The 22,973-nt window shown below is 70.7% G+C and carries 21 protein-coding genes; 14 read left to right on the top strand and 7 right to left on the bottom strand.

From position 1 onward, the window contains the following. Window positions 1-69 precede the first annotated feature (69 nt). Window positions 70-456 carry an ATP-binding protein gene (locus tag G3I60_RS05865; protein WP_138354369.1) on the top strand — a complete coding sequence of 129 codons (387 nt, stop codon included), beginning with the start codon at window positions 70-72 and terminating at the stop codon, window positions 454-456. Window positions 457-692: 236 nt separating this feature from the next. Beyond that, entirely contained in the window at window positions 693-947 is a 255-nt protein-coding gene (locus tag G3I60_RS05860; RefSeq protein WP_164293874.1) for a hypothetical protein, read from the top strand. Between the two features lie 97 nt (window positions 948-1,044). Here the strand turns inward: G3I60_RS05860 and G3I60_RS05855 are convergent, their stop codons facing one another. Next, a complete protein-coding gene (locus tag G3I60_RS05855) occupies window positions 1,045-3,168 on the bottom strand; it encodes an alpha-galactosidase (protein WP_164293873.1) in 2,124 nt (707 codons plus the stop codon). Between the two features lie 178 nt (window positions 3,169-3,346). On the opposite strand from G3I60_RS05855, the gene G3I60_RS05850 reads away from it, so the two are divergent. The 6 genes from G3I60_RS05850 to G3I60_RS05825 all read left to right on the top strand — a co-directional run bounded on the left by G3I60_RS05850 (window position 3,347) and on the right by G3I60_RS05825 (window position 12,457). Continuing rightward, complete coding sequence (locus G3I60_RS05850; RefSeq protein ID WP_164293872.1) at window positions 3,347-4,519, top strand: ROK family transcriptional regulator; 1,173 nt, start codon at window positions 3,347-3,349, stop codon at window positions 4,517-4,519. Between the two features lie 162 nt (window positions 4,520-4,681). Next, window positions 4,682-6,517, top strand: coding sequence for a CBM35 domain-containing protein (locus G3I60_RS05845; protein WP_164606814.1), 1,836 nt, complete (start codon window positions 4,682-4,684; stop codon window positions 6,515-6,517). Window positions 6,518-6,602: 85 nt separating this feature from the next. Then, window positions 6,603-9,023: a glycoside hydrolase N-terminal domain-containing protein gene (locus tag G3I60_RS05840; RefSeq protein ID WP_138354374.1), complete on the top strand. Its 2,421-nt coding sequence runs from the start codon at window positions 6,603-6,605 to the stop codon at window positions 9,021-9,023. 83 nt (window positions 9,024-9,106) lie between these two features. After that, a complete protein-coding gene (locus G3I60_RS05835; RefSeq protein WP_164293956.1) occupies window positions 9,107-10,249 on the top strand; it encodes an SGNH/GDSL hydrolase family protein in 1,143 nt (380 codons plus the stop codon). 198 nt (window positions 10,250-10,447) lie between these two features. After that, window positions 10,448-12,028, top strand: coding sequence for an LCP family protein (locus G3I60_RS05830; RefSeq protein ID WP_164606750.1), 1,581 nt, complete (start codon window positions 10,448-10,450; stop codon window positions 12,026-12,028). 141 nt (window positions 12,029-12,169) lie between these two features. Continuing rightward, window positions 12,170-12,457, top strand: a complete 288-nt coding sequence (locus tag G3I60_RS05825; RefSeq protein WP_164293869.1) for a DUF6343 family protein — start codon at window positions 12,170-12,172, stop codon at window positions 12,455-12,457. Window positions 12,458-12,548: 91 nt separating this feature from the next. Here the strand turns inward: G3I60_RS05825 and G3I60_RS05820 are convergent, their stop codons facing one another. The 3 genes from G3I60_RS05820 to G3I60_RS05810 form a co-directional block, all read right to left on the bottom strand. Then, complete coding sequence (locus G3I60_RS05820; RefSeq protein ID WP_164293868.1) at window positions 12,549-13,121, bottom strand: 3'-5' exonuclease; 573 nt, start codon at window positions 13,119-13,121, stop codon at window positions 12,549-12,551. 51 nt (window positions 13,122-13,172) lie between these two features. Next, a complete protein-coding gene (locus G3I60_RS05815; RefSeq protein WP_138354378.1) occupies window positions 13,173-13,679 on the bottom strand; it encodes a DinB family protein in 507 nt (168 codons plus the stop codon). A gap of 80 nt (window positions 13,680-13,759) precedes the next feature. Next, a complete protein-coding gene (locus tag G3I60_RS05810; RefSeq protein WP_164293867.1) occupies window positions 13,760-14,227 on the bottom strand; it encodes an SgcJ/EcaC family oxidoreductase in 468 nt (155 codons plus the stop codon). Window positions 14,228-14,320: 93 nt separating this feature from the next. Here G3I60_RS05810 and G3I60_RS05805 point away from each other — a divergent pair, with 93 nt between their 5' ends. From G3I60_RS05805 to G3I60_RS05795, 3 genes are all read left to right on the top strand, one after another. After that, window positions 14,321-14,821: a MarR family winged helix-turn-helix transcriptional regulator gene (locus G3I60_RS05805; RefSeq protein WP_138354379.1), complete on the top strand. Its 501-nt coding sequence runs from the start codon at window positions 14,321-14,323 to the stop codon at window positions 14,819-14,821. Between the two features lie 80 nt (window positions 14,822-14,901). Continuing rightward, entirely contained in the window at window positions 14,902-15,978 is a 1,077-nt protein-coding gene (locus tag G3I60_RS05800; protein ID WP_164293865.1) for a DUF3800 domain-containing protein, read from the top strand. Window positions 15,979-16,247: 269 nt separating this feature from the next. Continuing rightward, the gene (locus G3I60_RS05795; protein ID WP_164293864.1) at window positions 16,248-17,423 is read left to right on the top strand and encodes an alanine--tRNA ligase-related protein; all 1,176 of its coding nucleotides are present in this window, start codon (window positions 16,248-16,250) and stop codon (window positions 17,421-17,423) included. A gap of 39 nt (window positions 17,424-17,462) precedes the next feature. Here the strand turns inward: G3I60_RS05795 and G3I60_RS05790 are convergent, their stop codons facing one another. Then, entirely contained in the window at window positions 17,463-19,235 is a 1,773-nt protein-coding gene (locus G3I60_RS05790; RefSeq protein WP_164293863.1) for a glycoside hydrolase family 9 protein, read from the bottom strand. 151 nt (window positions 19,236-19,386) lie between these two features. Between G3I60_RS05790 and G3I60_RS05785 the strand changes: the two genes are divergently transcribed. From G3I60_RS05785 to G3I60_RS05775, 3 genes are read left to right on the top strand one after another with little or no spacing between them, the layout of a single operon-like run. Further along, entirely contained in the window at window positions 19,387-19,899 is a 513-nt protein-coding gene (locus G3I60_RS05785) for a DUF2199 domain-containing protein (RefSeq protein WP_138354382.1), read from the top strand. 58 nt (window positions 19,900-19,957) lie between these two features. Then, the gene (locus G3I60_RS05780; RefSeq protein WP_164606748.1) at window positions 19,958-20,533 is read left to right on the top strand and encodes a GNAT family N-acetyltransferase; all 576 of its coding nucleotides are present in this window, start codon (window positions 19,958-19,960) and stop codon (window positions 20,531-20,533) included. Continuing rightward, on the top strand, window positions 20,523-21,479 hold the full coding sequence (locus G3I60_RS05775; protein WP_203672306.1) for a DUF3626 domain-containing protein: 957 nt from the start codon (window positions 20,523-20,525) through the stop codon (window positions 21,477-21,479). Before G3I60_RS05780 ends, G3I60_RS05775 begins: the two co-directional genes overlap by 11 nt. On the opposite strand, the gene G3I60_RS05770 is transcribed toward G3I60_RS05775, so the two are convergent. Together G3I60_RS05770 and G3I60_RS05765 are read right to left on the bottom strand one after the other, a co-directional pair. Beyond that, complete coding sequence (locus G3I60_RS05770) at window positions 21,375-21,890, bottom strand: DinB family protein (RefSeq protein WP_138354384.1); 516 nt, start codon at window positions 21,888-21,890, stop codon at window positions 21,375-21,377. The two genes, G3I60_RS05775 and G3I60_RS05770, sit on opposite strands and share 105 nt — an antisense overlap. 383 nt (window positions 21,891-22,273) lie before the next feature. Beyond that, on the bottom strand, window positions 22,274-22,861 hold the full coding sequence (locus tag G3I60_RS05765) for a TetR/AcrR family transcriptional regulator (protein WP_164293861.1): 588 nt from the start codon (window positions 22,859-22,861) through the stop codon (window positions 22,274-22,276). Window positions 22,862-22,973: the final 112 nt, after the last annotated feature.

Raw genomic sequence — 22,973 nt, 5'->3', positions numbered from 1 at the left:
AAATGGCCGGGAGGCGCTGGGGGGTGGGGTCGCCGGTCCCAGGAGGAAGGCTGACGAGGGTGATTCTCGATGATGGTTGAGCGGTTCTTGAAGGTCTCCGTCGCGAAGGGCGGCGTCGCGGAGGCGCGGGCCTGGGCCTGTGCACAGCTGGAGGGGTTCAGCTGGCCCGCGCACTGGCGGCCGGACTACAACGTGGTCGCCCTGTTGGTGTCGGAGCTGGTGACGAACGCGGTGCGGCACGCCTCCGGCGCCGTGGGCCTGCGGCTGATGTGGGACGAGCGGCGGCTGCGGATCGCCGTGGACGACTCCTCCACGGTCCTGCCCGTGGTGCGACCGGCGCGGCCGGACCTGCCCGGCGGGCACGGTCTGAACCTGGTGCAGCGGCTGTCCGGCGGCTGGGGTGTGGTCCCGCGGGCCGGAGGCAAGCGGGTGTGGGCCGATCTGGTCCCGGGCTAGGCCGCCGTATCCCTGATAGCAGCGACGCGCTTCCGTACACTTGGTCCAGCTGTGGGCCCGGGCTCCCTCCGGGCCCATCAGTATGTCCGCCCGCTGCTGTCCGCCCGCTGCTGTCCGCCCACCGGTGTCCGCCGCCCGGGTGGTCCGCGTCCCTCGATTGGCCTGCCGGTGTGGCGCGACCGCGGCATCCGGGTCAGGATCGGCTCGGTAGCCCCTGCTGTGAGGAGCGGATGGTCATGTCGGAGCGCAGCCGTCGCCAAGGAGCCGTAGAGGCCCCCTCCAGCCTGCCCATGGGCCACCCGCTCGGCGAGGTCGGCGACGAGTGGCTGCCCGGCGCCCCCACCCGGCCCCGCGAGGACGGCGACCGGACGGCGGCCGCCCCGCCCACCGGGAAGCACACCCCGTCCCGCAACCTCGCGTACGGCGACTACTGGGTCGAGAAGGACGGTGCCGACGGCGGCAGCGGCCGCAACGGCGAACGGAACGCCTGACCGCTGCGGAACGCCTGACCGCTGCGGAACGCCTGGCCGTTGCGGAACGCCCGAGCACTGCGGAGCGGACGCCGGTGAGCCCCGGGCCACTCGCGGCTCAGGGGACCCGGACCAGGTGCACCGCCGTGCTCGCCCAGTCGCCGTGCGGCAGGTCGGGCAGCAGGCCGTACCCGGTCAGTACCGCCGCGGAGTGCACGGAGCCACTGTCGGCGTCGCGGTAGCGGGCGGTGGGGTCGAGGCCGGCCAGCCGTAGCGGCAGCCGCGGACCGCCGTGCCGCGGAGTGCGCCGCCAGACCAGCAGCAGCGCCTCGCTCCGGTCGGCCGCGGTGTACTGCACGGCGGCCGGGCCTTCGTCGACGGGACCGCGCGGCCGGTGCAGGGTGCCGTGCTGCACCAGATGACGTACCCGCTTGTACTGCGCCAACAGGGCCGCGCCTTCGGTCAGTTCGTCGTCCGACCAGCGGGTGAGGTCGCCTCCGATGCCCAGGACTCCGGCCATCGCGACATGGAAGCGGAAGCGCAGCGGCACGGTGCGGCCGGTGAGCAGGTTGGGCACATCGGTCACCCAGGCGGCCATGGTCCGGGCCGGGTAGATCTGGCCGTAGCCGTGCTGGATGTGCATCCGGTCGGCCGCGTCGGTGTTGTCGGAGGTCCAGGCCTGGTCGGTGCGGGACAGGATGCCCAGGTCCACCCGGCCGCCGCCACCGCTGCACGTCTCGATCCGCAGGCCGGGGTGGTCGGCGCGCAGTCGGTCGATGATCTCGTAGAGGTGGTGCACGTACGCCGTTCCCACGCGGTCGGCTCCGTCCGGCTGATCCGGCCAGCCGGCTTCGCTGAAGGCGCGGTTCATGTCCCATTTGAGGAAGTCGATGCCGTTGTCGCCGACCAGCCGGGTCAGCCAGCCGTACGCCCAGTCCGCGACGTCCCGGCGGGCGAAGTTCAGCACCAGCTGGTTGCGCAGCTCGGTCCTGGCGCGGTGCGGGAAGTGCAGCACCCAGTCCGGGTGCGCCCGGTAGAGGTCGCTGTCCGGGTTGACCATCTCGGGCTCCACCCACAGGCCGAAGCGCATGCCGAGCTGGTGCACCTCACGGACCAGCGGGGTGAGGCCCTGGGGGAAACGGTCGGGGGACGGGGTCCAGTCGCCGAGTCCGGCCCGCTCGCTGCGGCGCGCGCCGAACCAGCCGTCGTCCATGACGTACAGCTCCACACCCAGCGCCGCCGCGCGGGCGGCCAGCTTGAGCTGGCCGGGCTCGTCCACGTCGAAGGCGGTGGCTTCCCACGAGTTGTAGAGCACCGGGCGCGTCTCGTCGGCGTGCGGCAGTACGTGGACCAGGGTGTACGCGTGCCAGGCCCGGCTGGTCGCGCCGAAACCGCCGTCCGAGTGGAGCCCGGCGAAGCGGGGCGTGGTGAACTCCTCGCCGGGGCCGAGCGGCAGGACCGCCCCGTCGTGGCCGGCGCCGCCGGTGAACCCCGCCCGGCCGTCGGGGGACCGCTGCACGGTGATGCGCCAGCTGCCGCTCCAGGCGAGGGCCGCACTCCACACCTGGCCGTGGTCCTCGGTCGCGTCGCCGGCGTCCAGCATCACCCAGGGGTTGGTGTGATGGCTGGTGATGCCCCGGCGGCTGGTGAGCGTCGTCTCGCCGAACGGCACGCGGTCGCGGTGCAGTTGGGTCTCGGCCGACCACTGGCCGGTGACATGGCTGAGCCGGTGGTCCTCCCGGGCCGGAACGGTCCACGCGGCGGAGTCGGCACGGGGCAGCGTGACGGTGTCGTCGCCGGTGTTGCGCAGCACCGTCCAGCGTTCGATCACATCGCTGTCGTCGTGGACGCGGTAGTGGAGCGCGATCTCCAGGGGGTAGTGGCGGTCGCGGAACTCCAGGGCCAGTTCGGCGGTCCCGGGCGCCGGTTCGTGCACGTGGTGGCCCGTCGCGAGCCATTCGAAGGCGCGGGTCCCGTCGGCGAAGCGCACCTGCAGCGACGGGACCCCGAACCGTGCTCCGCCGTCGACGGGCAGTTCCTCACCGACGGGTGGCGGTCCCTCGAAGCTGCTGGCAGGCGGGGGCGGGGGAGTGGCGAGCTCCTCGGCCTCCGCGAGGGTCAGCCGCGGTCCCCACGCGAGGTGGCAGGGCGCTCCCGTCCCGTCGACGCGCAGCGCGTACGAGGTGCGCGGGGTGCGGAGCAGCCAGACCCCGGTGTCGGGGGCGAAGGAGATCACAGGCATGGATCCTTAGGTTCAGATAGCGCCTCGAGAGCAGTCGGCAGCCAACCCCGCTTGCGATCACCTGTCAATACCCATGACGCCACCTGCATTTGGAGGTCAGGATCCCACTGGGGCGACATCTTGAAAGGAGCTTACTTCTTTCATTGACAGCGGAAAAGAACCCCCTTACGTTTCGGCCATGCACTCGTCGCCTCGTACCGACGTGGTTCCGGCAGCGACGCCGGCCGCCTCCCTGGTCTTCACCACCGTGCTGTCCCACGGTCCGCTCACCCGGATCGAGATCGGCCGGCGGACCGCGCTGTCACCGGCGGCGGTCACCAAGGCGGTACGGCCGCTGATGGCGGCCGGCTATCTCGTCGAAGGCGTGGACGAGGAGGCGCGGGCGTCGCTGGGACGGCCCGCCAATCCCGTACGCGTCGACGGCGGCCGGGCGCTGTTCATCGGCGTCAAGGTGACCGGCGACGAGATCATCGCGGTGCTCACCGATCTGTGCTGCCGCATCCGGGTGGCCCGGCACGTCCAGCTCACCGCCCGCGACCCGGGCGCCGTGCTCGCCTCCATCGGCGCACTCGTCCAGGAGCTCCTCACGGAGGCCGAAGGGTTCGGTGTGCAGGTCAGCGGGCTGGGGCTGGCGGTGTCCGGCGATGTGGACCGGGTGGCAGGAGTGGTGCGCTACTCACCGTTCCTCGACTGGCGCGACGTGCCGCTCGCGGAACTGGCCGGCACGGTGACCGGCCTGCCGGTCACCGTCGACAACGACGTCCGCGCGCTCACCGTCGCCGAGCAGTGGTTCGGGGCCGGGGCCGGCGTGTCGGACTTCGCGCTGGTGACCGTCGGTGCGGGTATCGGCTGCGGACTCGTGGTGCACGGACGGGTGGTCTCCGGCGCGCACGGCGTCGCCGGTGAGATCGGCCATCTGTCCATCGACCCGCTCGGGCCGCTGTGCCACTGCGGAAACACCGGGTGTGTGGAGGCGATCGCCGGTGACGCCGCCATCATCCGCCGGGTCCGTGAGGTGACCGGACTGCTGGTCACCGACTCCGCCCAGGCCCTGGAGCTCGCGCACCAGGGCGACCCCGGCGCGCGAGAGGTGTACGCGCGGGCCGGGGAGGTGATCGGCCGGGCCATCGGGGCCGTCGTCAACGTTCTCGGACCGGAACGAGTGATCATCTCCGGCGAGGGACTGGCGGCGTACGACCTGTTCGCCGAGCACATCCGTGTCGCCTTCACCGCGTCCGCCTTCGGTACCGCCGCCCAGTGCGACGTCATGACCCGTCCACTGCCCTTCGAGGAGTGGGCGCGCGGCGCCGCGGCCACCGCGATCCAGTCCTTCATCGGCATCGACACGTAACGCACGTCCCCCGACCCCCACGGCGTGCCCCCCACGCACGCCTGACCCCCCCCACGCACACGTACGACCACCATGCCGCTCCGCAACGCCCTGCGCACGCCCATGCCCTCACAACAGGAGGTCCGACCCATGCGGTCATCCTCGTACCCCTCCACACCCCCCATGTCCGTCACCGCGCCGCCGACCCGCCGTGCCACCCGGGCCCTGCTCGTCCTGGCCCTCGCCGCCGGCCTGACGGCGACCGTCCCGGCCGCGATGGCCTCCTCTCCCGCGGCGGCCAGGACCTCCACCGCTCCCACCACCGCCCGGGCCGCCGTAGCCGCGCCCGCCCAGAAGCCGTTCATGGGCTGGTCCAGCTGGAGCATGCAGTCCTCGAAGTACCCGGGGCTCAACCCCGACGGCGACTACAGCTACCTGACCGAGAAGAACGTCCTCACGCAGGCGGGCGCGCTGGCGTCGAAGCTCAAGAAGTACGGGTACGAGTACGTCAACATCGACGCCGGCTGGTGGCGTGACACCACATGGAAGCCGGAGTTCGACGGGTACGGCCGCCAGGCACCCGACCCCGTCCGGTTCCCGCGCGGCATGAAGCCGGTCGCCGACGATATCCACGCCAAGGGTCTCAAGGCCGGTATCTACCAGCCCGCGGGGCTGGAGAAGGAGGCGTACGGAGCGGGCAAGGTGCCGGTCTGGAACGCGCCGGGCTGTACCACCGCCGACAGCGTCCACGGCGACCTGCGCACCACCAACGGCTGGGACAGCGCCTACAAACTCGACTTCTCCCGGCCCTGCGCCCAGAAGTACATCGACTCGCAGGCCCAGATGTTCGCCGACTGGGGCTACGACTTCCTCAAACTGGACGGTGTAGGACCCGGCTCCTTCAAGAGCGGTGACAACTACGACAACGTCGCCGACACCGCCGCCTGGCAGAAGGCGATCGCCACGGCCGGGCGCCCCATCCACCTCGAACTGTCCTGGTCGCTGGACATCAACCACGCCGCCGACTGGAAGAAGTACTCCAACGGCTGGCGGATCGACACCGACGTCGAGTGCTACTGCAACACCCTGGTGTCGTGGGAGAACTCGGTCGACGACCGATGGGCCGACGTGGCCGGCTGGACCCGGCACGCCGGACCCGGGGGCTGGAACGACCTCGACTCCCTCGACGTGGGCAACGGCGCGATGGACGGCCTGACCAAGGCCGAACGGCAGAGCTACGCGACCCTGTGGGCCATCGCCAAGTCCCCGCTCTACACCGGTGACGACCTCACCCGCCTCGACGACTACGGCGTCTCGCTGCTGACCAACCGCGAGGTCATCGCGCTCAACCAGGGCAGCACCCCGCCCGCCCGGCCCATCACCGCCTCCGGCGACCAGCAGGTCTGGAGCGCGAAGAACGCCGACGGCAGCTACACCGTCGCCCTGTTCAACCTCGGCAACGGGCCCGCCGCCGTGACCGCCGACTGGTCGTCCCTCGGCTTCTCCGGCCAGGGAGCGGTCCGTGACCTGTGGAACAAGGAGAACCTCGGCACGTACAAGGACAAGGTGACGCAGGCGCTGCCGGCCCATGGCTCGCGGCTGTTCACCGTCACGCCGCACGGTCCCGCGCAGCAGATGACCGGCTACGAGGCCGAGTCGGCGGCCAACACCCTCAGCGGCAACGCCGGGATCGGTGACTGCGCGGCCTGCTCGGGCGGCCACAAGGTCGGCAACCTCTACCAGGGCGGCAAGCTCCAGTTCAACGACATCGTGGTGCCGAAGGCCGGCCGCTACGTCATCAACGTCGCCTACATCAGCGGTGACGCGCGCCCGGCCCAGATCTCCGCGAACGGCAACGGGGCCACCGGTCTGAAGTTCCCCTCCACCGGTGACTGGGGGACCGTCGAGACCGTCGGTGTGCCCGTGACCCTCAAGGCGGGCAGCAACACCGTCACCTTCGACAGCGGCGACGGCTACGCCCCGGACATCGACCGGATCGACGTGCCGAAGCTGTCGTGACGACCGGGTGCGGGGTCCGACCTCCTCCGGGCCCCGCACCCCTGTCCGCACCCCCACAACGTCCCGCCACAAAACGGAGTGCACCGTGGACGACCAGAACACCGACTCATCCCCCCGCCGGCCGAGCCGGCGGGACATCCTCTCCCTCGCCGCCGCGGCGGGTGCCTTCACCGCACTCGGCAGCCTGCCCGCCTTCGCGGCCACCGCGCCGGCGGCGCGACCGTCCGAGTCCCCCCTGCTTCCCGAGGCGTCGACCACGCGGTTCTGGTACCCGGCGCCCGCCTCCGACACCGCGATGATCGAGCAGGGGCTGCCCATCGGCAACGGGCGGCTGGGCGCGCTCACCGGCAACGACCCGTCACGCGAACTGCTCCTCCTCACCGACGCCACCCTGTGGACCGGCGGCCGCAACGCCGTGCTCGACGCGGACGGCCAGTTCCCCTACGCCCGGGAGAACTTCGGCTCCTTCACCCTCCTGGGGCGGCTGACCGTCGACATCCCCGACCACGACCTCTCGGCGGTCTCCGACTACCGCCGTGACCTCGACATCAGCCAGGGGATCGTCTCCTCGTCGTACGTCCGCTCGGGAGTGACGTACGAGCGGCAGATCTTCGCCAGCCACCCGGACGACGCCATCGTCCTGCACTTCTCCCAGCGCGGTGGCGGCCGGTACACCGGAACGGTCACCCTGGCGGGCACGCACGACGAGACCACGACCACGGACGGGGCCCGTACGTACGCGTCGTTCGGTGCCGCCTTCCCGGACGGCGGACTGCGCTACGGCGCCGCGGTGACGGCGTACAGCTCCACCGGCACGGTGACCACCGACGGTGCGCGGATCTCCTTCGCCGGCTGCAAGGACCTCACCGTCGTCGTCAGCGGCGGCACCAACTACGCGCCCGACGCCGCCGCGGGCTACCGCGACCCCGCCCTGGACCCGCAGAAGCTGGCCCGGAGCAAGGTCCTCACGGCGGCCCGCCACCCGTTCACCTCGCTCCTGCACTCCCATGTCGCCGACCACCGGGCGCTGTTCGACCGCATGGGCATCTCGCTCGGCGAGTCGTCCTCCGTGCAGCGCGGCCTCGACACCTGGGAGCGGGTACGCGCCCGCGCCAGGGACGGCGAGGCCGACCCCGAACTCGAGGCGTCCTACCTGCAGTTCGGCCGCTATCTCATGATCGCCGGATCGCGTGACAGTCTGCCGCTCAACCTCCAGGGGCTGTGGCTCGACGGCAACGACCCGGACTGGATGGGTGACTACCACACCGACATCAACATCCAGATGAACTACTGGATGGCCGACCGGGCCGGCCTGTCCAGCAGCTTCGACGCCTACGCCGACTACTGCCTGGCGCAGCTCCCGTCCTGGACCGAGCTGACCCGCACCCTCTTCAACGACCCGCGCAACCGCTACCGCAACTCCAGCGGGAAGATCGCCGGCTGGACCGTCGCCATCTCGACCAACATCCATGGCGGAGGCGGCTGGTGGTGGCATCCGGCGGGCAACGCGTGGCTGTCCAACTCGCTCTTCGAGCACTACGAGTACACCCAGGACGCGGCCTACCTCGCCAGGATCCACCCGCTCCTGAAGGGCGCCTGCGAGTTCTGGGAGGCGCGGCTGCTCACCACGACCGTCACCGACCCGGCCACCGGCAAGGACCGCGAGGTCCTGATCGCCGACAGCGACTGGTCGCCCGAGCACGGCCCCCTCGACGCCAAGGGCATCACCTACGCGCAGGAACTGGTGCGGGCGCTCTTCGAGAACTACCGCACCGCGTGTGCCGTCCTCGGCCGGGACAGCGGCCACAGCAGGACCATCGCCTCCCTCCAGGAGCGGCTGTACCTGCCGCAGGTGAGCCCGAAGACGGGCTGGCTGGAGGAGTGGATGTCACCCGACAACCTCGGAGAGACGACCCACCGGCATCTCTCGCCGCTGATCGGGCTCTTCCCCGGCGACCGGATCCGCCCCGACGGCTCGACCCCCAAGGCCGTCGTCGACGGCGCGACCGCGCTGCTCACCGCGCGCGGGATGGAGAGCTTCGGCTGGGCGAACGCCTGGCGCAGCCTGTGCTGGGCCCGGCTGAAGAACGCGGACAAGGCGTACCAGCTGGTCGTGAACAACCTGCGGCCCTCCATCGGCGGGACCAACGGGACCGCGATGAACCTGTTCGACATCTATGAGGTGTCGACGGGCCGCGGCATCTTCCAGATCGAGTCCAACTTCGGCACCTCGGCCGCCATGATCGAGATGCTGGTCTACTCCCGCCCCGGCCACATCGAACTGCTCCCCGCGCTCCCCGACGCCTGGGCGCGTTCCGGCTCGGTCACCGGCGTCGGGGTACGCGGCGGTTTCGTCATCGACCTGCGCTGGCGGGACGGCAAGGTCACCGAGGCGCGGTTGCGCAGCGTCGGCGGCCGCAGCACCACGGTGTCGTACGGGGGAGTGTCCCGCGCTCTCAGCCTCAAACCGGGCGGCTCCGTCACACTGCGGGACTTCAGCCGGTGAGCCGCCGTCCGTGGTTCCCGCTCGGTGGCCGTGCGGCAGGAGTCGTCGGCGCCCTCGTCGTCGCGCTGTGCGCGCCGGCCGCCATGTCCTCGGCGTCGGCAACTTCTGCGGTGCGTCCCTCCCACCAGGTGGTGACCTGGGGGGCGAGCGCCGACCGGATGGGAACGGCGGTCGCCGATCACAGCTACCGGCTCGTCGTGCGCACCAGCGTCGGCGGCGGCAGCCCGCGGATCCGGCTGTCCAACGCGTTCGGCGACCACCCGGTGACGTTCGACAGCGTCTACGCCGGGCAGCAGCAGGACGGTGCCCAGCTTCTCCCCGGCAGCAACCGCCGCATCACCTTCGGCGGTGGCCAGGCCGTCACGGTGCCGCCCGGCGCCACCGTGTACAGCGATCCGTTGTCCGGATCGCTGGTGGCGCAGAGCAATCTCGTCGTCAGCCTCCATGTGGTGGCGGCCGAGGGGCCGGCGACCGGCCACGGCATGGCCATGCAGACGTCCTACGCGGCGGGCGGCGACCACGCAGGCGAGGAGGGCGGGGGCAGTTGGAACGAGCGGATCGGATCCTGGTTCTACCTCGACGCGGTCAGCGTGGAGACCGGGGCGGACACCGGCGCCGTGGTCACGCTCGGCGACTCGATCACCGACGGCTGGCAGTCGAGCACCGACACCGACCGCCGGTGGCCCGACTACCTCTCGCGGCGGCTCCAGGGCGCGACCGGCATCGGCATCAAGGGCGTCGCCAACGAGGGGATCTCCGGCAACAAGGTGCTGGCCGACGGCGCCGGACAGAGCGCCCTCGCCCGGCTGCAGCGCGATGTGCTCTCCCAGCCCGGGATCCGCACGGTGTTCCTCTTCGAGGGCATCAACGACATCAAGGCGCACAGCGGCGTCACGGTCGACGACATGATCGCCGGCTACCGGCAGATCATCGACCGGGCCCACGCGGCGGGCGTCTGCGTCGTCGGCGGGACGGTGCTGCCCTTCAAGGGGTGGTCGGAATTCGATCCCGCCAGTGAGGCCGTACGCCAGGGCGTCAACTCCTTCATCAGGAGCGGCGGTGCGCTGGACGCCGTCACCGACTTCGACAAACTCCTGCGCAGCCCGTACGACCAGGAGCGGCTGCTTCCGGTCTTCGACGGCGGCGACCACCTGCACCCCAACGACAAGGGCATGCAGGCGATTGCCGACTCGGTCGACCTGACGAGCCTGCGGTGCACCCGCTGAACTCCGCCGGGCCGGCACCGTCCTGAGCCGGTGCCGACTCCGGAATCCGACGCTCCGACGCCGGGCCCGACCGGGCCCGGCGTCCGCCGGATGTCACTGTTCGGAACTGTTCGAGAGATCTAACATTTTCCTCATAACTGTCTGCAACGCTCTTCCCTGTGCGACTCAGGATCCGCACACCAGGGGAGAGGGACGCAGATGTCAGGCGCGCGGGACGAGACGCACGAACACGACGGGGCCGCACCCGAGGAGATACCCGAGGCCACGGTCGACGGCCCGCCCGCCGCAGCAGCGCGCGGAACCCGCCGTCGGGCCAAGAAGATCGTCGCCTGGACGGCGGTCGGCACACTGGTGCTGCTGGTCGTCTCGGGCGGCGCGATCTACTACCGGCTCAACAGCAACATCAAGAGTTTCCCCGCCGAGGCGATGAGCGCGGAGCGCCCGCCCGCCGCCGTACCCGACGCCACCGGGAACACCCCGGTCAACGTGCTGCTCATCGGCTCCGACTCACGCGGCGGCGCCAGCAGCAGCCTCGGCGGCGGCGAGAGCGGCACGGCCCGTTCGGACACCACGATCCTGTTGCACGTCTACGCCGACCACAAGCACGCGATCGGCATCTCCATCCCCCGCGACACCCTGGTCACCATCCCCGCCTGCCGGCTGCCGGACGGGAGCTGGACCAGCGAGCGGACCCACACCATGTTCAACGAGGCCTTCTCGGTGGGGGAGACCGACGCGGGCAACCCGGCCTGCACACAGAACACGGTCGAGAAACTCACCGGCCTGCGGGTGGACCACACCATCGTGGCGAACTTCGAGGGCTTCGCGGCGATGACGAAGGCCGTCCACGGGGTGGAGGTCTGTCTGCCGAACGACATCTACCAAGGTGACGTCAACCCGAAGCTGGGCGCCAGGGGCGATCTGGTCCTCAGCAAGGGCAAGCAGAACGTCCAGGGCCAGCAGGCGCTGGACTACGTGCGGCTGCGGCACGGCATCGGCGACGGCTCCGACATCGGCCGGATGCTGCGCCAACAGGCCTTCCTCGGCTCGCTGGTGTCCAAGATCAAGGGGCAGGGCATCAACCCCACCACGCTGCTGCCGCTCGCGGACGCCGCGACCAAGTCGCTGATCGTCGACCCCGGTCTCGCCTCGGTGGCGAAGCTGCTGGAGTTCGGCTCGTCGCTGAAGAACATCGACCTGCGCGACCTCAAGTTCCTGACCACGCCCTGGCGTTTCAGCGGTGAGCGCGTCGAGCTGGTCCACCCCGCCGTCGACACCCTGTGGGCCACCCTCAAGGCCGACCGGACCATCGACGGGCAGGACGCCGCAGGGTCGCCGACCACCCCGCCCGCGGAGTCGACACCGTCTGCTCCGGCATCGCCGTCCGGGACCCCGGGCGCGGGCGTCAAGCTCGTCGTGCTCGACGGCACCGCGACCACCGGTCTCGCGGGCAAGGCGGCGACCACCCTGGAGAAGGCCGGCTTCAGCGTCAGCGGGACGGTCACCGCCACCTCCCAGACGTACGACACGACGGTCGTCGAGTATGGAGCCGGCCGGCGCGCCGACGCGCAGAAGGTCGCCGCCCTCTTCCCCGGCGCCACCCTGTCACCGGTCTCCACCGCCGGGATCAGGCTCGTCCTCGGCAAGAACTACACCCTCGGCCAGGACGCCGCGCAGCCGACCGGAACGCCCACCGCGCTGCCCTCCACCGTCGTGGCCGACGCCCGCTCCGCGGACCAGGACACTTGCGCCAACACGGTCTTCGGGTCCGGCGGCTGACGGCCCCCGCAGGTTCTCGGCCACGCGCGCCTGACGGAGCCCGGCGGACGGTCCCGCCGGGCGAACGGCGCGATCCTGTCCGGCACCCCGCCCCACTCGGTGCTCCGAAGGTGGATGCTGGAGGGGAGGAGATGTGTCGCCATGCGTACCGGGAGTGAACCGCTGACCGCGCGCAGTGCCCTGCGCCTGCGGCTGGGACTGGCCGCGTTCGGGCTGGCCTGGGCGGTGGTGGGCGCTGTGGGGTTCGCGGTGGCGGGTCATACGGCGTGGGCGGTCACGTTCGCGGTGGTGGGAGTGGTGGCCGTCGTGGACATGTTCGTTGTGGGCCGGCACATCCACCAGGGCGCGCACTACCAACCGGGCCGGGACATTCCGCCGTATCGGCCGGACCGTGGCGGCGACACCCACCTGCGGCACCACGGCCCCTAGCCGGGCCCGCCCAGCAACTCTCGGGTCAGTACCCGCTGCAGCCAGGCGTCCGGCGGCGAACGCGTCAGGACCGGTCCGACACCGCCCGCTGTCAGGGGGCCGATGCGCCGGGCCAGGCACCGTCGGCGGCCAGGCCGAGGATCAGCGCGGCGATGTTCCAGGCGTCGTCCTCACCTCGGTGGTGGCGCCCCTCCAGCGGCAGCCCGGCGATCCGCAGCGCCTGCGCCATGCCGGGACGCTTGCGCAGTCCGTGCGCCTCGGTGAAGACCAGCTTCGCGTTGGTGTGCCGGCTTCCGAAGGGGTACTCCGTGCCGGTCGCCAGGCACTGCCGGGTGAACTGGTGCCGGTCGTAGTCGCCCCAGCTGGCCCACGGCCGGCTCCCGGCCCGGTGTTCGGCGGCCAGCAGCCGGCAGGCCTCGGAGAAGCCGACGCCGGTGTCCACCTCGGCCTGGGTCAGACCCGTCAGTTCGGTGCAGAAGGCGCTGACGGCGGACCGTGCGGGCCGCACCAGGATGCGGTGCCGCGCGACCCGTTCGCCCGTGTCGAGGTCGACGACGGTCAGCCCGATCTCGATGATCTCGCTCACCGCCCCGGGAGGCGGTTCGCCGGCCCAGCAGGTCGCCTCGACATCGATGACGTTCAACAGTCCTGTGGCGCTGTCCATGCTGCCGAGGGTAGGAGACGCCCACCCGCAGGTCACCTCGGTTTACTCGCCTTACTCGCCGGTGGTGCCGTCGATGCACTCCCGGAGCAGATCGGCCTGACCGTTGTGCCGCGCGTACTCCTCGATCATGTGGGTCAGGATGTAGCGCAGCGAGTACACCTCGTCGCCGTAGTGCCCGGTGTCGTCCAGTGACGCGGCCGCGTCCACGATCGCGCGGGACCGTGCGCACTCCTCGTGCCAGGCCCGGAACGCCTCGTCGGGATCGGCCGAGTCGACGTCCCATTCGCTGAAGCGGCCGGGCTCCGGACGCGGCCAGTAGGGCTGGACGTTCTCGTCGTTCAGTATTTTCCGGAACCAGCCCCGCTCGACCTCGACCAGGTGCCGGACCAGTCCGAGCAGCGACAGCTCCGAGGGCGGAACGGCCCTCTCCCGTAGCTGCTCGGTGGTCAGTCCGGTGCACTTCATCTCCAGCGTCTCGCGCTGGTACTGCAGGAAGGCCGTGAGGCTGGCGCGCTCGTCCGCGATCCACGGCGGCTGGGTTCTCTCGTGATCTTGCATCGGGTCATCATGCCAACCGGGGTGGCCGCTCGCCGGGATCAACCGGCCGGTTCCCGAGGCCGGGGCGCCCACGAGTTCGGTTACCGGTGCGCGAGTGGCCGGGTGGCGGGGGCGAAGGTGAAGGACACGGCTTCCATGACCGGGTGCCGCTTGGTGTTGTGGAAGGCGGCCACCCGCCACTGCCCGTCGGTGTCGCGGACCACCGTGGACGTCTGCACCTTCCGGAGCTTTCCGGGCGCCTTGTTGCCCTTGTGGACGTCGCCCCGGGACAGCACCACCGCTGTGTCGGCACCGATGAAGCGGATGTCGGTGGTCTCGCCGGCCAGCTGCGTGCCCTTGAGGAAGGTGGCCAGCAGGGCGCGGTGTGCCTCCACGATGTCGGTCCGCCCGTGGTAGAGCGTGCCCACGTAGGTCGTGTAGGTGGCGTCCGCCGTGAAGTGCTCGCCGTAGGCGTCGGCGTCTCCGCGGCCCCAAGCGGCGTTCATGCCCTCGAACAGTGCGGTGATGTCCTGCAGGTCGGCGGTGCGGTCGATGCTGTGGGCGTCCATCTCGGGCCTCCTGGTTGGTTACACTGTCAAAGAATCTGCACGACTGAAGTATCTGCATGCGTGCAGATATTATTGAAGGGGAGGCTGCCCGGGATGTCAACCGTTCGCCGGGAGGACGCTCATCGCATCTACCGCCGCTACGTGGACGCGGTGGTGCTCAACGGGCAGGCGAGTGCCGAGGCCGCCGGGCTGCACACCACCGACCTGCGCGCCCTGAGCGTTCTCGACCTGGCCGGCAGCCTCACCTCCGGCGAACTCGCCGAGCGCACCGGACTGACCACGGGCGCGACCACCCGGCTGATCGACCGCCTGGAGCGCCGGGGCCTGGTGCGCCGGGCGGTGCACCCGGCCGACCGGCGCAAGGTCATCATCGAGCCGGTGGCCGGAGCCACCGGGGGCGTGGACGTCGAAGCGGTGGCCGGTCCCGCCCGCCGCCGGGTCGGCGCGGTGCTCGCCCGGTACACCCCGGAGCAACTCGACGTCCTCTTCGACTACTTCGAGCACGCGGCCACGGCCTACCACGAGGCCACCGAGGAGCTGCGCAGTGACGCCGCCCGCCCGGCCGGCGTCACTCCGGAGGGTGCTCAGGAGTGACGGCAGCCGGATAATTCGTGGTGGATCCCGCGCTGATCACCGATGATGGCTGGCATGTCCATCCGTGGGAGGACCAGGCAGTGACAGGCGATCGGGAGGAATCTCTCGAGGCGGCGCCGACCGGCCGGCTCGTCGAGATCGCCTGCGACGAGTCGGGTTCCGACGGCGAGAATCTCCTGGGCGGCAACACGGATGTGTTCGCCCATGCCAGCGTCCGGTTGGACGTCGCGCTCGCGGCGGACAGCATTCAGGAGATACGGAACAGAATTCGCTCGCCCGCGCAGGAGTACAAGGCGAATCACCTGCTCCGCGAGAAACACCGGCCGGTTCTCACCTGGCTGCTCGGACCATCGGGACCGATCCACGGCCATGCGCACGTCCATCTGACCGACAAGGCGTTCTTCGTCGTCGGAAGGGTGGTGGACCTGCTCGTCGGGAAAGCGACGCACGCGGCCAGTGCGGGTCTGAGCCGGGACGAAGAAGCCCATTCCCTTGCCGTCGCCCTGTATCGCGAGGGTCCCCGGTCCTTCGGGCCGGAATTGTGGCGGGAGTTCCTGGAGTCGTCCAACCATCTGATGCGCACCAAGAACCTCTGGGGCACACGGACCCCGGTCGACTCGTTCTTCCGCACCATCGACAACCTGCGCAGGACCGCCGCGGGCGGGCCGGTCGACGACATCCTGGAACGGCTGGCGGCGGCCCGATCGCCCGCGGATTCCTTTCGGGCCCGGCTCCTCGACGACCCGACGGTGATTCCCGCGCTGGACCCGCTGATCCCCTCGATCGTCCGGACCGTTGCGCACTGGAGCGACGGCAACAAACCTGTCTCCATCGTTCACGACCGGAACAACACGCTGACCGACGAGCGGATCGCGCAGCTCAAGGAGATCTTCAGCAAGCCGCACCCTGCTGATCCCGGGTACGGTCCGCGCGGCCGGCTGACGAGCGTGACGCTCGTCAGCTCCCGCTCGGACGCCCGGATCCAACTCGCCGATTTCCTCGCCGGCGTGGCGCGGAAGATCGCGTCGGACGAACTCAACCAACGGGGAGATGCGGAGCTCACCGCACTGCTGCGACCGTATGTCGATGAGTCGTCATTCTGGGGAGACGGCAGAAGCTGGTCCCTGCTGAGTCCCGTGCCGAGTGCCCGGCGATAGTGCCGCCCCAGCACCCCGGTCCTGCCGGTCCCGCCGCCGGAAATGCCGGGCACCTCGGCGGGCACCCCTGTTACCGTTGGCGTATGGAGATCACCAGGCACATCACCACCGCGACCGCGCGAGCTACCAGCTCGTCGGTTGCCGCCGCCTGACCTCACTCCTCATCCCCGGCGACCGGAAACGGCCGCCGGTGCGCTGTACGACTCCTGTTTCGCAGTCCGTGCCCACGGTTCCTTTTCTGGTCCCCACGACCCGAAGGAACCGCCGCCATGAACACCGACCGGACCGTCAGCACCTTCATCGACTTCTTCCGCGACCGCGGACACCAGCGCATCACCGGTGACTCGCTTCTCCGGCCACCCGGAGACCCGGTGCTGTTCACCACCTCCGGCATGCACCCGCTCACCCCGTACCTGCTCGGCCGCCCGCATCCGCTCGGTCAGCGGCTGGTCGGCCTGCAACGCTGTCTGCGCACGACCGACCTGGACGAGGTCGGCGACCGTACCCACCTGACCGTCTTCGAGATGCTGGGTTCATGGTCGCTCGGGGACTACGGCGGCCCGCAGAGCCTGCGCTGGGGCTACGAACTGCTGCGCGACGGCTTCGGCATCCAGCCCGGCCGGCTGCATGTCACCGTCTTCGGCGGCGACGACCAGGTCGGCCCCGACACCGAGTCCCTGCGGACCTGGAACGAGCTGGGCGTGCCGGTGGAGCTGACACGCGAGGACAACTGGTGGTCCAACGGCCCCACCGGGCCGTGCGGACCCGACTCGGAGATCTTCGTATGGACCGGCGACACCCCACCGCAGGGCACCCCGACCAGCGATCAGCGATGGGTCGAGGTGTGGAACCACGTGAAGATGCGGTACCACCGCCACGACGACGGAAGCCTCCAACCCCTGCTCCGGCCAAGCATCGACACCGGGCTGGGTCTGGAGCGGCTCCTGACCGTGCTGCAGGACAAGCCATCGGTCTACGAGTGCGACATCTTCGACCCCTGGACGAGCACGATCCCCGGCCTGTGGGACCTGGACGAGTTCTCGCTCCGTGTCGTCTGTGACCACCTGCGGTCCAGCATCGTGGTCATCGGCGACGGCGTCCTCCCGTCGAACACCGGCCGCGGCTACGTCCTGCGCCGGCTGACGCGCCGGGTGCTGACCACCTTGTGGCGGGACGACCCCTCGCGGACGTTGTCCGACCTCCCCACGGAGCTCTTCGAGCACACTCTCGACCACTTCCGGCAGACGGGCGAGGTCGGATCCGTGCGCGATGTGCTGCTCGACGAGGAGCGCCGCTTCTCGAAGCTGCTGGAGCGGGGCCGGCTGGTGCTGTCCCGGCAGGGGTTCGACGGGCCGCTGCGCGAGGAGGACTACAGCTATCTGCACGAGACCCACGGGCTGCCGCGTGAACTGGTCGTCGGGCTCCTCACCTCCGAGGGGCGGTGACCAGGGGGCTCACCATCAGAAGACCGGCCGTCGCGGCGGTCAGCGGGCGGACCCGACGGCGAGCAGGAACCACCCCGTGTGCGGGATCCACTGCTCGGCCCAGCGCCAGGCGTCCCCCGGCGGGGCGTCGGATGGAAGGAAGGCGATGTCCGCCTCGTCGGACCACCCCGAGGTGATGCCGTTGACGATTCCGCCGGGGATGTTGGGGAAGTCCGACGCGTAGTCGACGTTGTTACGGCCGCGGCCCTGGATCATCGACGCGTCGAACGGGTTGCGGCCGGTGATCCACGCCAACTGGTCGTCGGCGAACGCACCGAGCCGGGCGCGGTCGTCCTCGGCGACGCCGTCGAGGGCGGCACACGCGGAGGCGGCCGCGGCCATTGAGGCGATGGTGGCGTTCTCGCCCTGCCACCAGTAGCCCGTCTCATTGGCATGGGGGAAGAAGAACGCGTCCTCGGCCGATTCGCCGGCGGGCTGCACCCGTTGGCGCGGATAGCCGAACGGGTTGGGGACCGCGTGGGTGCGGCGCAGCGTGTCGAGCATGGCTTCCAGAGCCAGCGCCCGGGCCGGACCGGCCTCGGGGGAGCCGGGCAGAACGGTGGCGAACCGGGTCAGCGCGAGCACGGGCAGTCCGGCCTCGGCGGCGTGGAAGAACGGGCGTCCGGCGGCGTCCCCGGTGAACCATCCGGGGCCGTCTGCGGGCCGTACGTACCGGGTGAGGAGTGAGCGCACCCGTCGGCTGGCCGCTTCCCGGGCTCCGGTCTCCGGGGCTCCGTTCTCCCCGTCCGCGCCCGCCGCCACGAGTTCGGTCGCGGCCAGCAACGCCGTGTAGTCGTCGACGATCGACTCCGTGCCGTCGTCGAGATACTCCAGGTTGTGGGCTTCGAGATGGACGAAGCCCTGGACCGCGGCGGACAGGTACTCGGGGCCGGTGAAGTCACCGTGGTCGTCGAGGGTCGCGGCGCGCGCCAGGGCCGCGATGGCCAGGCCGCCGCCCTGCCGGTAGGCGGCCTGGTAGCGGTCGGTGCGTACGCACTCCGCCAGCGGCGCGGTCACGACGCGCTCGTCGAGCTCCTTGGTCAGCGCGTCGAAGATGCCGGTGTAGAAGTACCCCTCCGGCGCCCGGAAGCGGACGAGGAAGTCCGCGCCCCACAGCGCCTCGTCACGCAGCCGGGCGCCGAGGGAACGGACCAGCGCCGGATGGCGCTCGGCGATCGCGTCACGGGCGGCCATCATGGCCCACGCGCACAACGGCATCTGCTGCGGGCTCATCGTGCGGGTGTACGTGAGGTGGCTGAGGAACTTGCTGGTGTCGCCGCTCGCGTCCAGCCAGCCGCCGCGCGCGTCGACCTCCCGGCCGGTGTCGTCGCCCCACAGCGCGGCGTGCCGGTCCTTCCGGTCGATCTCGCCGCTGGATCGCATCGCCTTGAAGTACGCCAGCACGTCGGACATCGTTTCGCGCTGCAGCCGGTCCTCCGCGACCTCGAAACGATCCGAGACGGTCCGGCGGCCGTCGCCGTCGACGACACGGACCGCGTAGCGGCCCGGCTCCAGGTCCTGCGGCAGCTCCACCCGCGCGAACGGGCCGCCCCGCCAGCCGGGCACCGCCTGGACGGGACCGGCCGTGAGGCGGCGGACGACGGACGCGTCGGCGGCGAGCAGTTCGACCCGCTGTGGAGCGCGGCCGTCGGGCAGGACCGCCACGACGGCCTTTGACGCACCGAGCCCGTAACCGAGATGGCCGAGCAGAACGGCCGGCCGTACGGTGCTCGCCCCGTCGTTCACGTCGTTCACATCGTCAAGGTCGTCCATCGAGCGCATCCGCGAGCACCGCCCCTTCCACCGCACCGACGATCTACGGCGAACCTACGCTCCTCCACCGGCGACGGTGCTCAGCGGCTGCCCGGCCGTACCCGCACCCTGCGCGGATCCGGGACACCGTGGAGCGGATATTGTCTCCGCCATGTCAGTCGATCTCGGATTCCTCTGCTCCACTTGCGGCGAGCACCACGAAGAGCTCCCGATGAGCTACTCCACCATGGCCCCGGACATCTGGGAGCCGGCCTTCGCCAACGACCCCGACAGCATCCTGTCGTTGGACCAGTGCGTGATCAGGAACCAGGCCTTCTTCGTGCGGGGTCTGATCGAGATACCCGTGATCGGACGCACGGACGTCTTCGCCTGGGGCGTGTGGATCTCCCTCAGCCGTGAGAGCTTCGCGCGGGCGAGCGAGCTGTGGGAGACCCCGGGCCGGGAGACCGAACGGCCGTACTTCGGTTGGCTGTCGACGGAACTGAGCCTGTATCCGGAGAGCACGACCGACCTCAAGACGAACGCTCACACGCGCCCCGTCGGCCGTCGCCCGCGGGTGGAACTCGAGCCCACGGACCACCCGCTGGCGGTGGAACAGCGCACCGGCATCACCATGGACCGGGTGCGGCAGATCGCCGAGGCGGTCCTGCATCCACAGCGCTGACAGGCTCGGTACCCGGCTCGCCACCTGGCTCGTGGGCACCCCATGAGATCCTCCTCGCATGCTTCTCGACACGCCCCGGCTCCGCCTGCGCCACTTCCGGCCCGCCGACGCGCGGGCGCTCTCGGCGTACCGCTCGGACCCGGAGGTGGCCCGCTATCAGGGCTGGTCCGCCCCGGTGTCCGTAGAGTCGGCAGCCGCGCTCATCGCGAAGTTCAGCGACGATCCGACCCGGCCCGGCTGGTTCCAGTACGCCATCGAGCTCAAGGAGGACGGCTGTCTGATCGGCGATGTCGGGGTGAACCTGAACGAGAACCTCATGCAGGCCGACCTCGGCTTCACCCAGGCCCGCGACCGGCAGGGCCACGGATACGCGACCGAAGCCGTGAGCGCCGTGCTGCAGGACCGGTTCGCCGGCGGTCTGCGCCGGATGTCGGCGGAGTGCGATGCCCGCAACCTGAGTTCGGCCCAGCTGCTGGAACGGCTGGGGTTCCAGCTGGAGGGGCGGCGCCCCGCGTTCACCTGGATCAAGGGCGAGTGGACGGACGATCTCCTCTACGGACTGCTCGCCGACAGGCCGTTCAATCCGGATGCGCCGGCGGACGGCTTTCGCGCAGAATTCACGGATGAGCGCTGATCCACCCAGGTCGCCGCAGGCGAGAGCCCTGCGGCACGTCGCTGCCCGGTCCACGGGCGGACCGCTCGACGCCGGGCTGCGCGTGACGATGAACCTCCACCCCGACCGGTGGACAGGCGGACTGCCGATTCTGCGGCGACTGGCGCAGGACGGCGTCTACTCCTCGCAGTTCGTGACCGGCACCAGCAACGGCGGCCTGACCGCCCACCCCGGCGGGGACCGGTGGCGCTGGGAGAGCCGGATATTCGGCGGCGCCTACGACGATGCCGCCGCGCACGAGCGCCCGGTCTATGGCGCGCTCAACTTCCGTCACGAGCACATCGGTGCGGCACCGCGATTCGGCTCCTCGCACTTCCGGCTGACCGCCGAGGCTGTGGCCCGGGCCACGTTCTGCTATCCGGACAGCTCCACCGAGCCGTCCGACTTCGGCGTCGCCACCAGCTGCGCACTCGTCGAACTGGCCGCGGCCGGGAAGCTGGACGCCCTGGACGGCCATGTCGAGGCGCAGATCCACGGGCCGGTCCTGCTCGACCGCGATGTGGAGGCGTTGGTCCTCGATCCCAGCTATCACGGCACGGAGGTGGAGGCCGAGGCCGCGCGGCTGCCGTGTCCCGTCGAATGGCACGGCGGCTTCCGGCTCACCGTCGAGAACCTGCGGCGCCACCCGGACTTCCGCGGCCAGGAGTACGTCGATCTGGGCGCCGCCATCGCGGTCGACGGCCGGCTCGATCCCCGGATCATCGGAGACGCGACCCGCACCGGCCGCTACGACGCCCAGGCGCTCAAGAAGGTCTGGCACTGCCTGGCGCGCTTCGGTGCGCCGCTCCGGCCGTCACACCGGTCAGTAGTAGCCCTTCTCGCCGTCGACGAGCTCCCGGACGGTGTCCATGTGGCCGGCGTGCCGGGCGGTCTCCTCGATCATGTGGAGGAGCATCCAGCGCAGTGACGCGGCGGCGGCGCCGAAGTCCGGGTGCTTGCCCACCGTGTCCAGCGAAAGGGACGCGATGATCTCGTTGGACACCTCGCAACTGCGCTCGTATTCCGCCAGGAGCTGCGCGAGGGGGATGTCGTCGACCATCATGTCGGCATCCTCGGGCCCGTCGTCGAACTGCGGACCCTCGGCCTTCCTGCCGAGCAGCAGGACCTCGAACCAGCAGTGCTCGACCCACCGCATGTGGGAGACGATGCCCGCGATCGTCATGTGGGGAGAGGTCGGGAGGACCGACCGGTGGGCGTCCTCCTCGGACACGCCTTCGCATTTCCAGCGGATGATCGCGCGCTGCATGTCGAGCCAGCCCACCAGTTGGGTGCGCTCGTCGGCGTCGTAGGGAGGGCGGATGCGGGGAGAAGGAGTCATGGGCGCCGACGGTATCGCAGCCCCCGGCGCGGGCGCACGGGAGTTTCCCGGGCGTACCGGTGCCCTCCGCCGGACGGATCCGGCCGGCCGCGTCAGACCAGCTCCGCCGGCCGTCGCCGCTGGTCCACCCCGGCCTGCTGCGCAACCGCGGCTACACCAGCGGGATCCTGGTCGCCGTGGCGTTCTTCGCTTCGTTCACCGGGCTGATGCTGGTCCTGTCGGTCTTCCTGCGGGGACCGCTGGGGCTGTCCCCGCAGAACGCGGCTCTGTCCATCGCACCCCTCGCCCTCGGCATCGCCATCACGGCCGGCCCGGCCCGAGGTCTGGGCCCCGGGCGCCCGCCGGCGCGGCCCGCACTCACCGGCGGGCCGCACCGAGGGCGGTCACTCGGTGTCGACGGCCGCGGCCAGGGAGATGTCGATGTGCCGCAGCGCGGCCACTGTGAACGACGTCGCGAACTCGCCGGCCAGCCGCGGACTGAGCGAGCCGGTGCCGAGAGCGCACCGCGCGCCCTCCACGGCGAGACCGACGATGAAGGAAGCGCACAAGGTCGCGCTGGCCCCCCACGGCGGCTGCCCGTGCGATGCCGCGAACTCCCTGATCAGGTGGGCGATCCGGTCGGTGGCGGCGGTCATCAGCCGGTGCCGGGCGGCCGGGACGGTGCCCGAGGCCTCCGAGCCGAACAGGAGGCGGAACTCATGGGGGTGCGCGGCGGCATAGTCGAAGAATGCGAGGGTTCCGGCGCGCACCTGGTGTTCCAGCGAAAGGCGCTCCGCCGCGACCTGGGCATCGAAGAGCTGCCGGGCAAGAGTCTCCGCGGCCCGTTCGCTGCAGCGCTTGTAGAGGTCTTCCTTGCTTCCGAAATGCGCGTACAGCGTCGGTTTGGTGGAATGGGCGCGCGCGGCGATGGCCTCCATGGTGGCGGCCAGATAGCCTGCCTCCGCGAAGATGACGCATGCGGCGTCCAGCATGTGCGCTTCTCTGGAATGGGAGGCCGCGCGTATGCGTGGCCGTCCGGTTACGGAGAGGTCTTCAGGTGAGGGCGTGGCGCTCCCCGCATCGATCATGAATGGCACTTTACTC

The sequence above is a fragment of the Streptomyces sp. SID13666 genome (genome assembly GCF_010548325.1).
GTDB lineage: Bacteria > Actinomycetota > Actinomycetes > Streptomycetales > Streptomycetaceae > Actinacidiphila > Actinacidiphila fildesensis.
This window is presented reverse-complemented; position numbering and strand designations above follow the sequence as displayed.

Bases quoted from the DNA above. Each gene is read 5' to 3' on its own strand.
- G3I60_RS05765 (WP_164293861.1), bottom strand. From the start codon at position 22,861: ATGCTGGACGCCGCATGCGTCATCTTCGCGGAGGCAGGCTATCTGGCC.
- G3I60_RS05860 (WP_164293874.1), top strand. From the start codon at position 693: ATGTCGGAGCGCAGCCGTCGCCAAGGAGCCGTAGAGGCCCCCTCCAGC.
- G3I60_RS05820 (WP_164293868.1), bottom strand. From the start codon at position 13,121: ATGGACAGCGCCACAGGACTGTTGAACGTCATCGATGTCGAGGCGACC.
- G3I60_RS05815 (WP_138354378.1), bottom strand. From the start codon at position 13,679: ATGCAAGATCACGAGAGAACCCAGCCGCCGTGGATCGCGGACGAGCGC.
- G3I60_RS05770 (WP_138354384.1), bottom strand. From the start codon at position 21,890: ATGACTCCTTCTCCCCGCATCCGCCCTCCCTACGACGCCGACGAGCGC.
- G3I60_RS05850 (WP_164293872.1), top strand. From the start codon at position 3,347: ATGCACTCGTCGCCTCGTACCGACGTGGTTCCGGCAGCGACGCCGGCC.
- G3I60_RS05805 (WP_138354379.1), top strand. From the start codon at position 14,321: ATGTCAACCGTTCGCCGGGAGGACGCTCATCGCATCTACCGCCGCTAC.
- G3I60_RS05775 (WP_203672306.1), top strand. From the start codon at position 20,523: ATGAGCGCTGATCCACCCAGGTCGCCGCAGGCGAGAGCCCTGCGGCAC.
- G3I60_RS05835 (WP_164293956.1), top strand. From the start codon at position 9,107: ATGTCCTCGGCGTCGGCAACTTCTGCGGTGCGTCCCTCCCACCAGGTG.
- G3I60_RS05825 (WP_164293869.1), top strand. From the start codon at position 12,170: ATGCGTACCGGGAGTGAACCGCTGACCGCGCGCAGTGCCCTGCGCCTG.
- G3I60_RS05790 (WP_164293863.1), bottom strand. From the start codon at position 19,235: ATGGACGACCTTGACGATGTGAACGACGTGAACGACGGGGCGAGCACC.
- G3I60_RS05780 (WP_164606748.1), top strand. From the start codon at position 19,958: ATGCTTCTCGACACGCCCCGGCTCCGCCTGCGCCACTTCCGGCCCGCC.
- G3I60_RS05830 (WP_164606750.1), top strand. From the start codon at position 10,448: ATGTCAGGCGCGCGGGACGAGACGCACGAACACGACGGGGCCGCACCC.
- G3I60_RS05785 (WP_138354382.1), top strand. From the start codon at position 19,387: ATGTCAGTCGATCTCGGATTCCTCTGCTCCACTTGCGGCGAGCACCAC.
- G3I60_RS05855 (WP_164293873.1), bottom strand. From the start codon at position 3,168: ATGCCTGTGATCTCCTTCGCCCCCGACACCGGGGTCTGGCTGCTCCGC.
- G3I60_RS05865 (WP_138354369.1), top strand. From the start codon at position 70: ATGATGGTTGAGCGGTTCTTGAAGGTCTCCGTCGCGAAGGGCGGCGTC.
- G3I60_RS05845 (WP_164606814.1), top strand. From the start codon at position 4,682: ATGTCCGTCACCGCGCCGCCGACCCGCCGTGCCACCCGGGCCCTGCTC.
- G3I60_RS05795 (WP_164293864.1), top strand. From the start codon at position 16,248: ATGAACACCGACCGGACCGTCAGCACCTTCATCGACTTCTTCCGCGAC.
- G3I60_RS05810 (WP_164293867.1), bottom strand. From the start codon at position 14,227: ATGGACGCCCACAGCATCGACCGCACCGCCGACCTGCAGGACATCACC.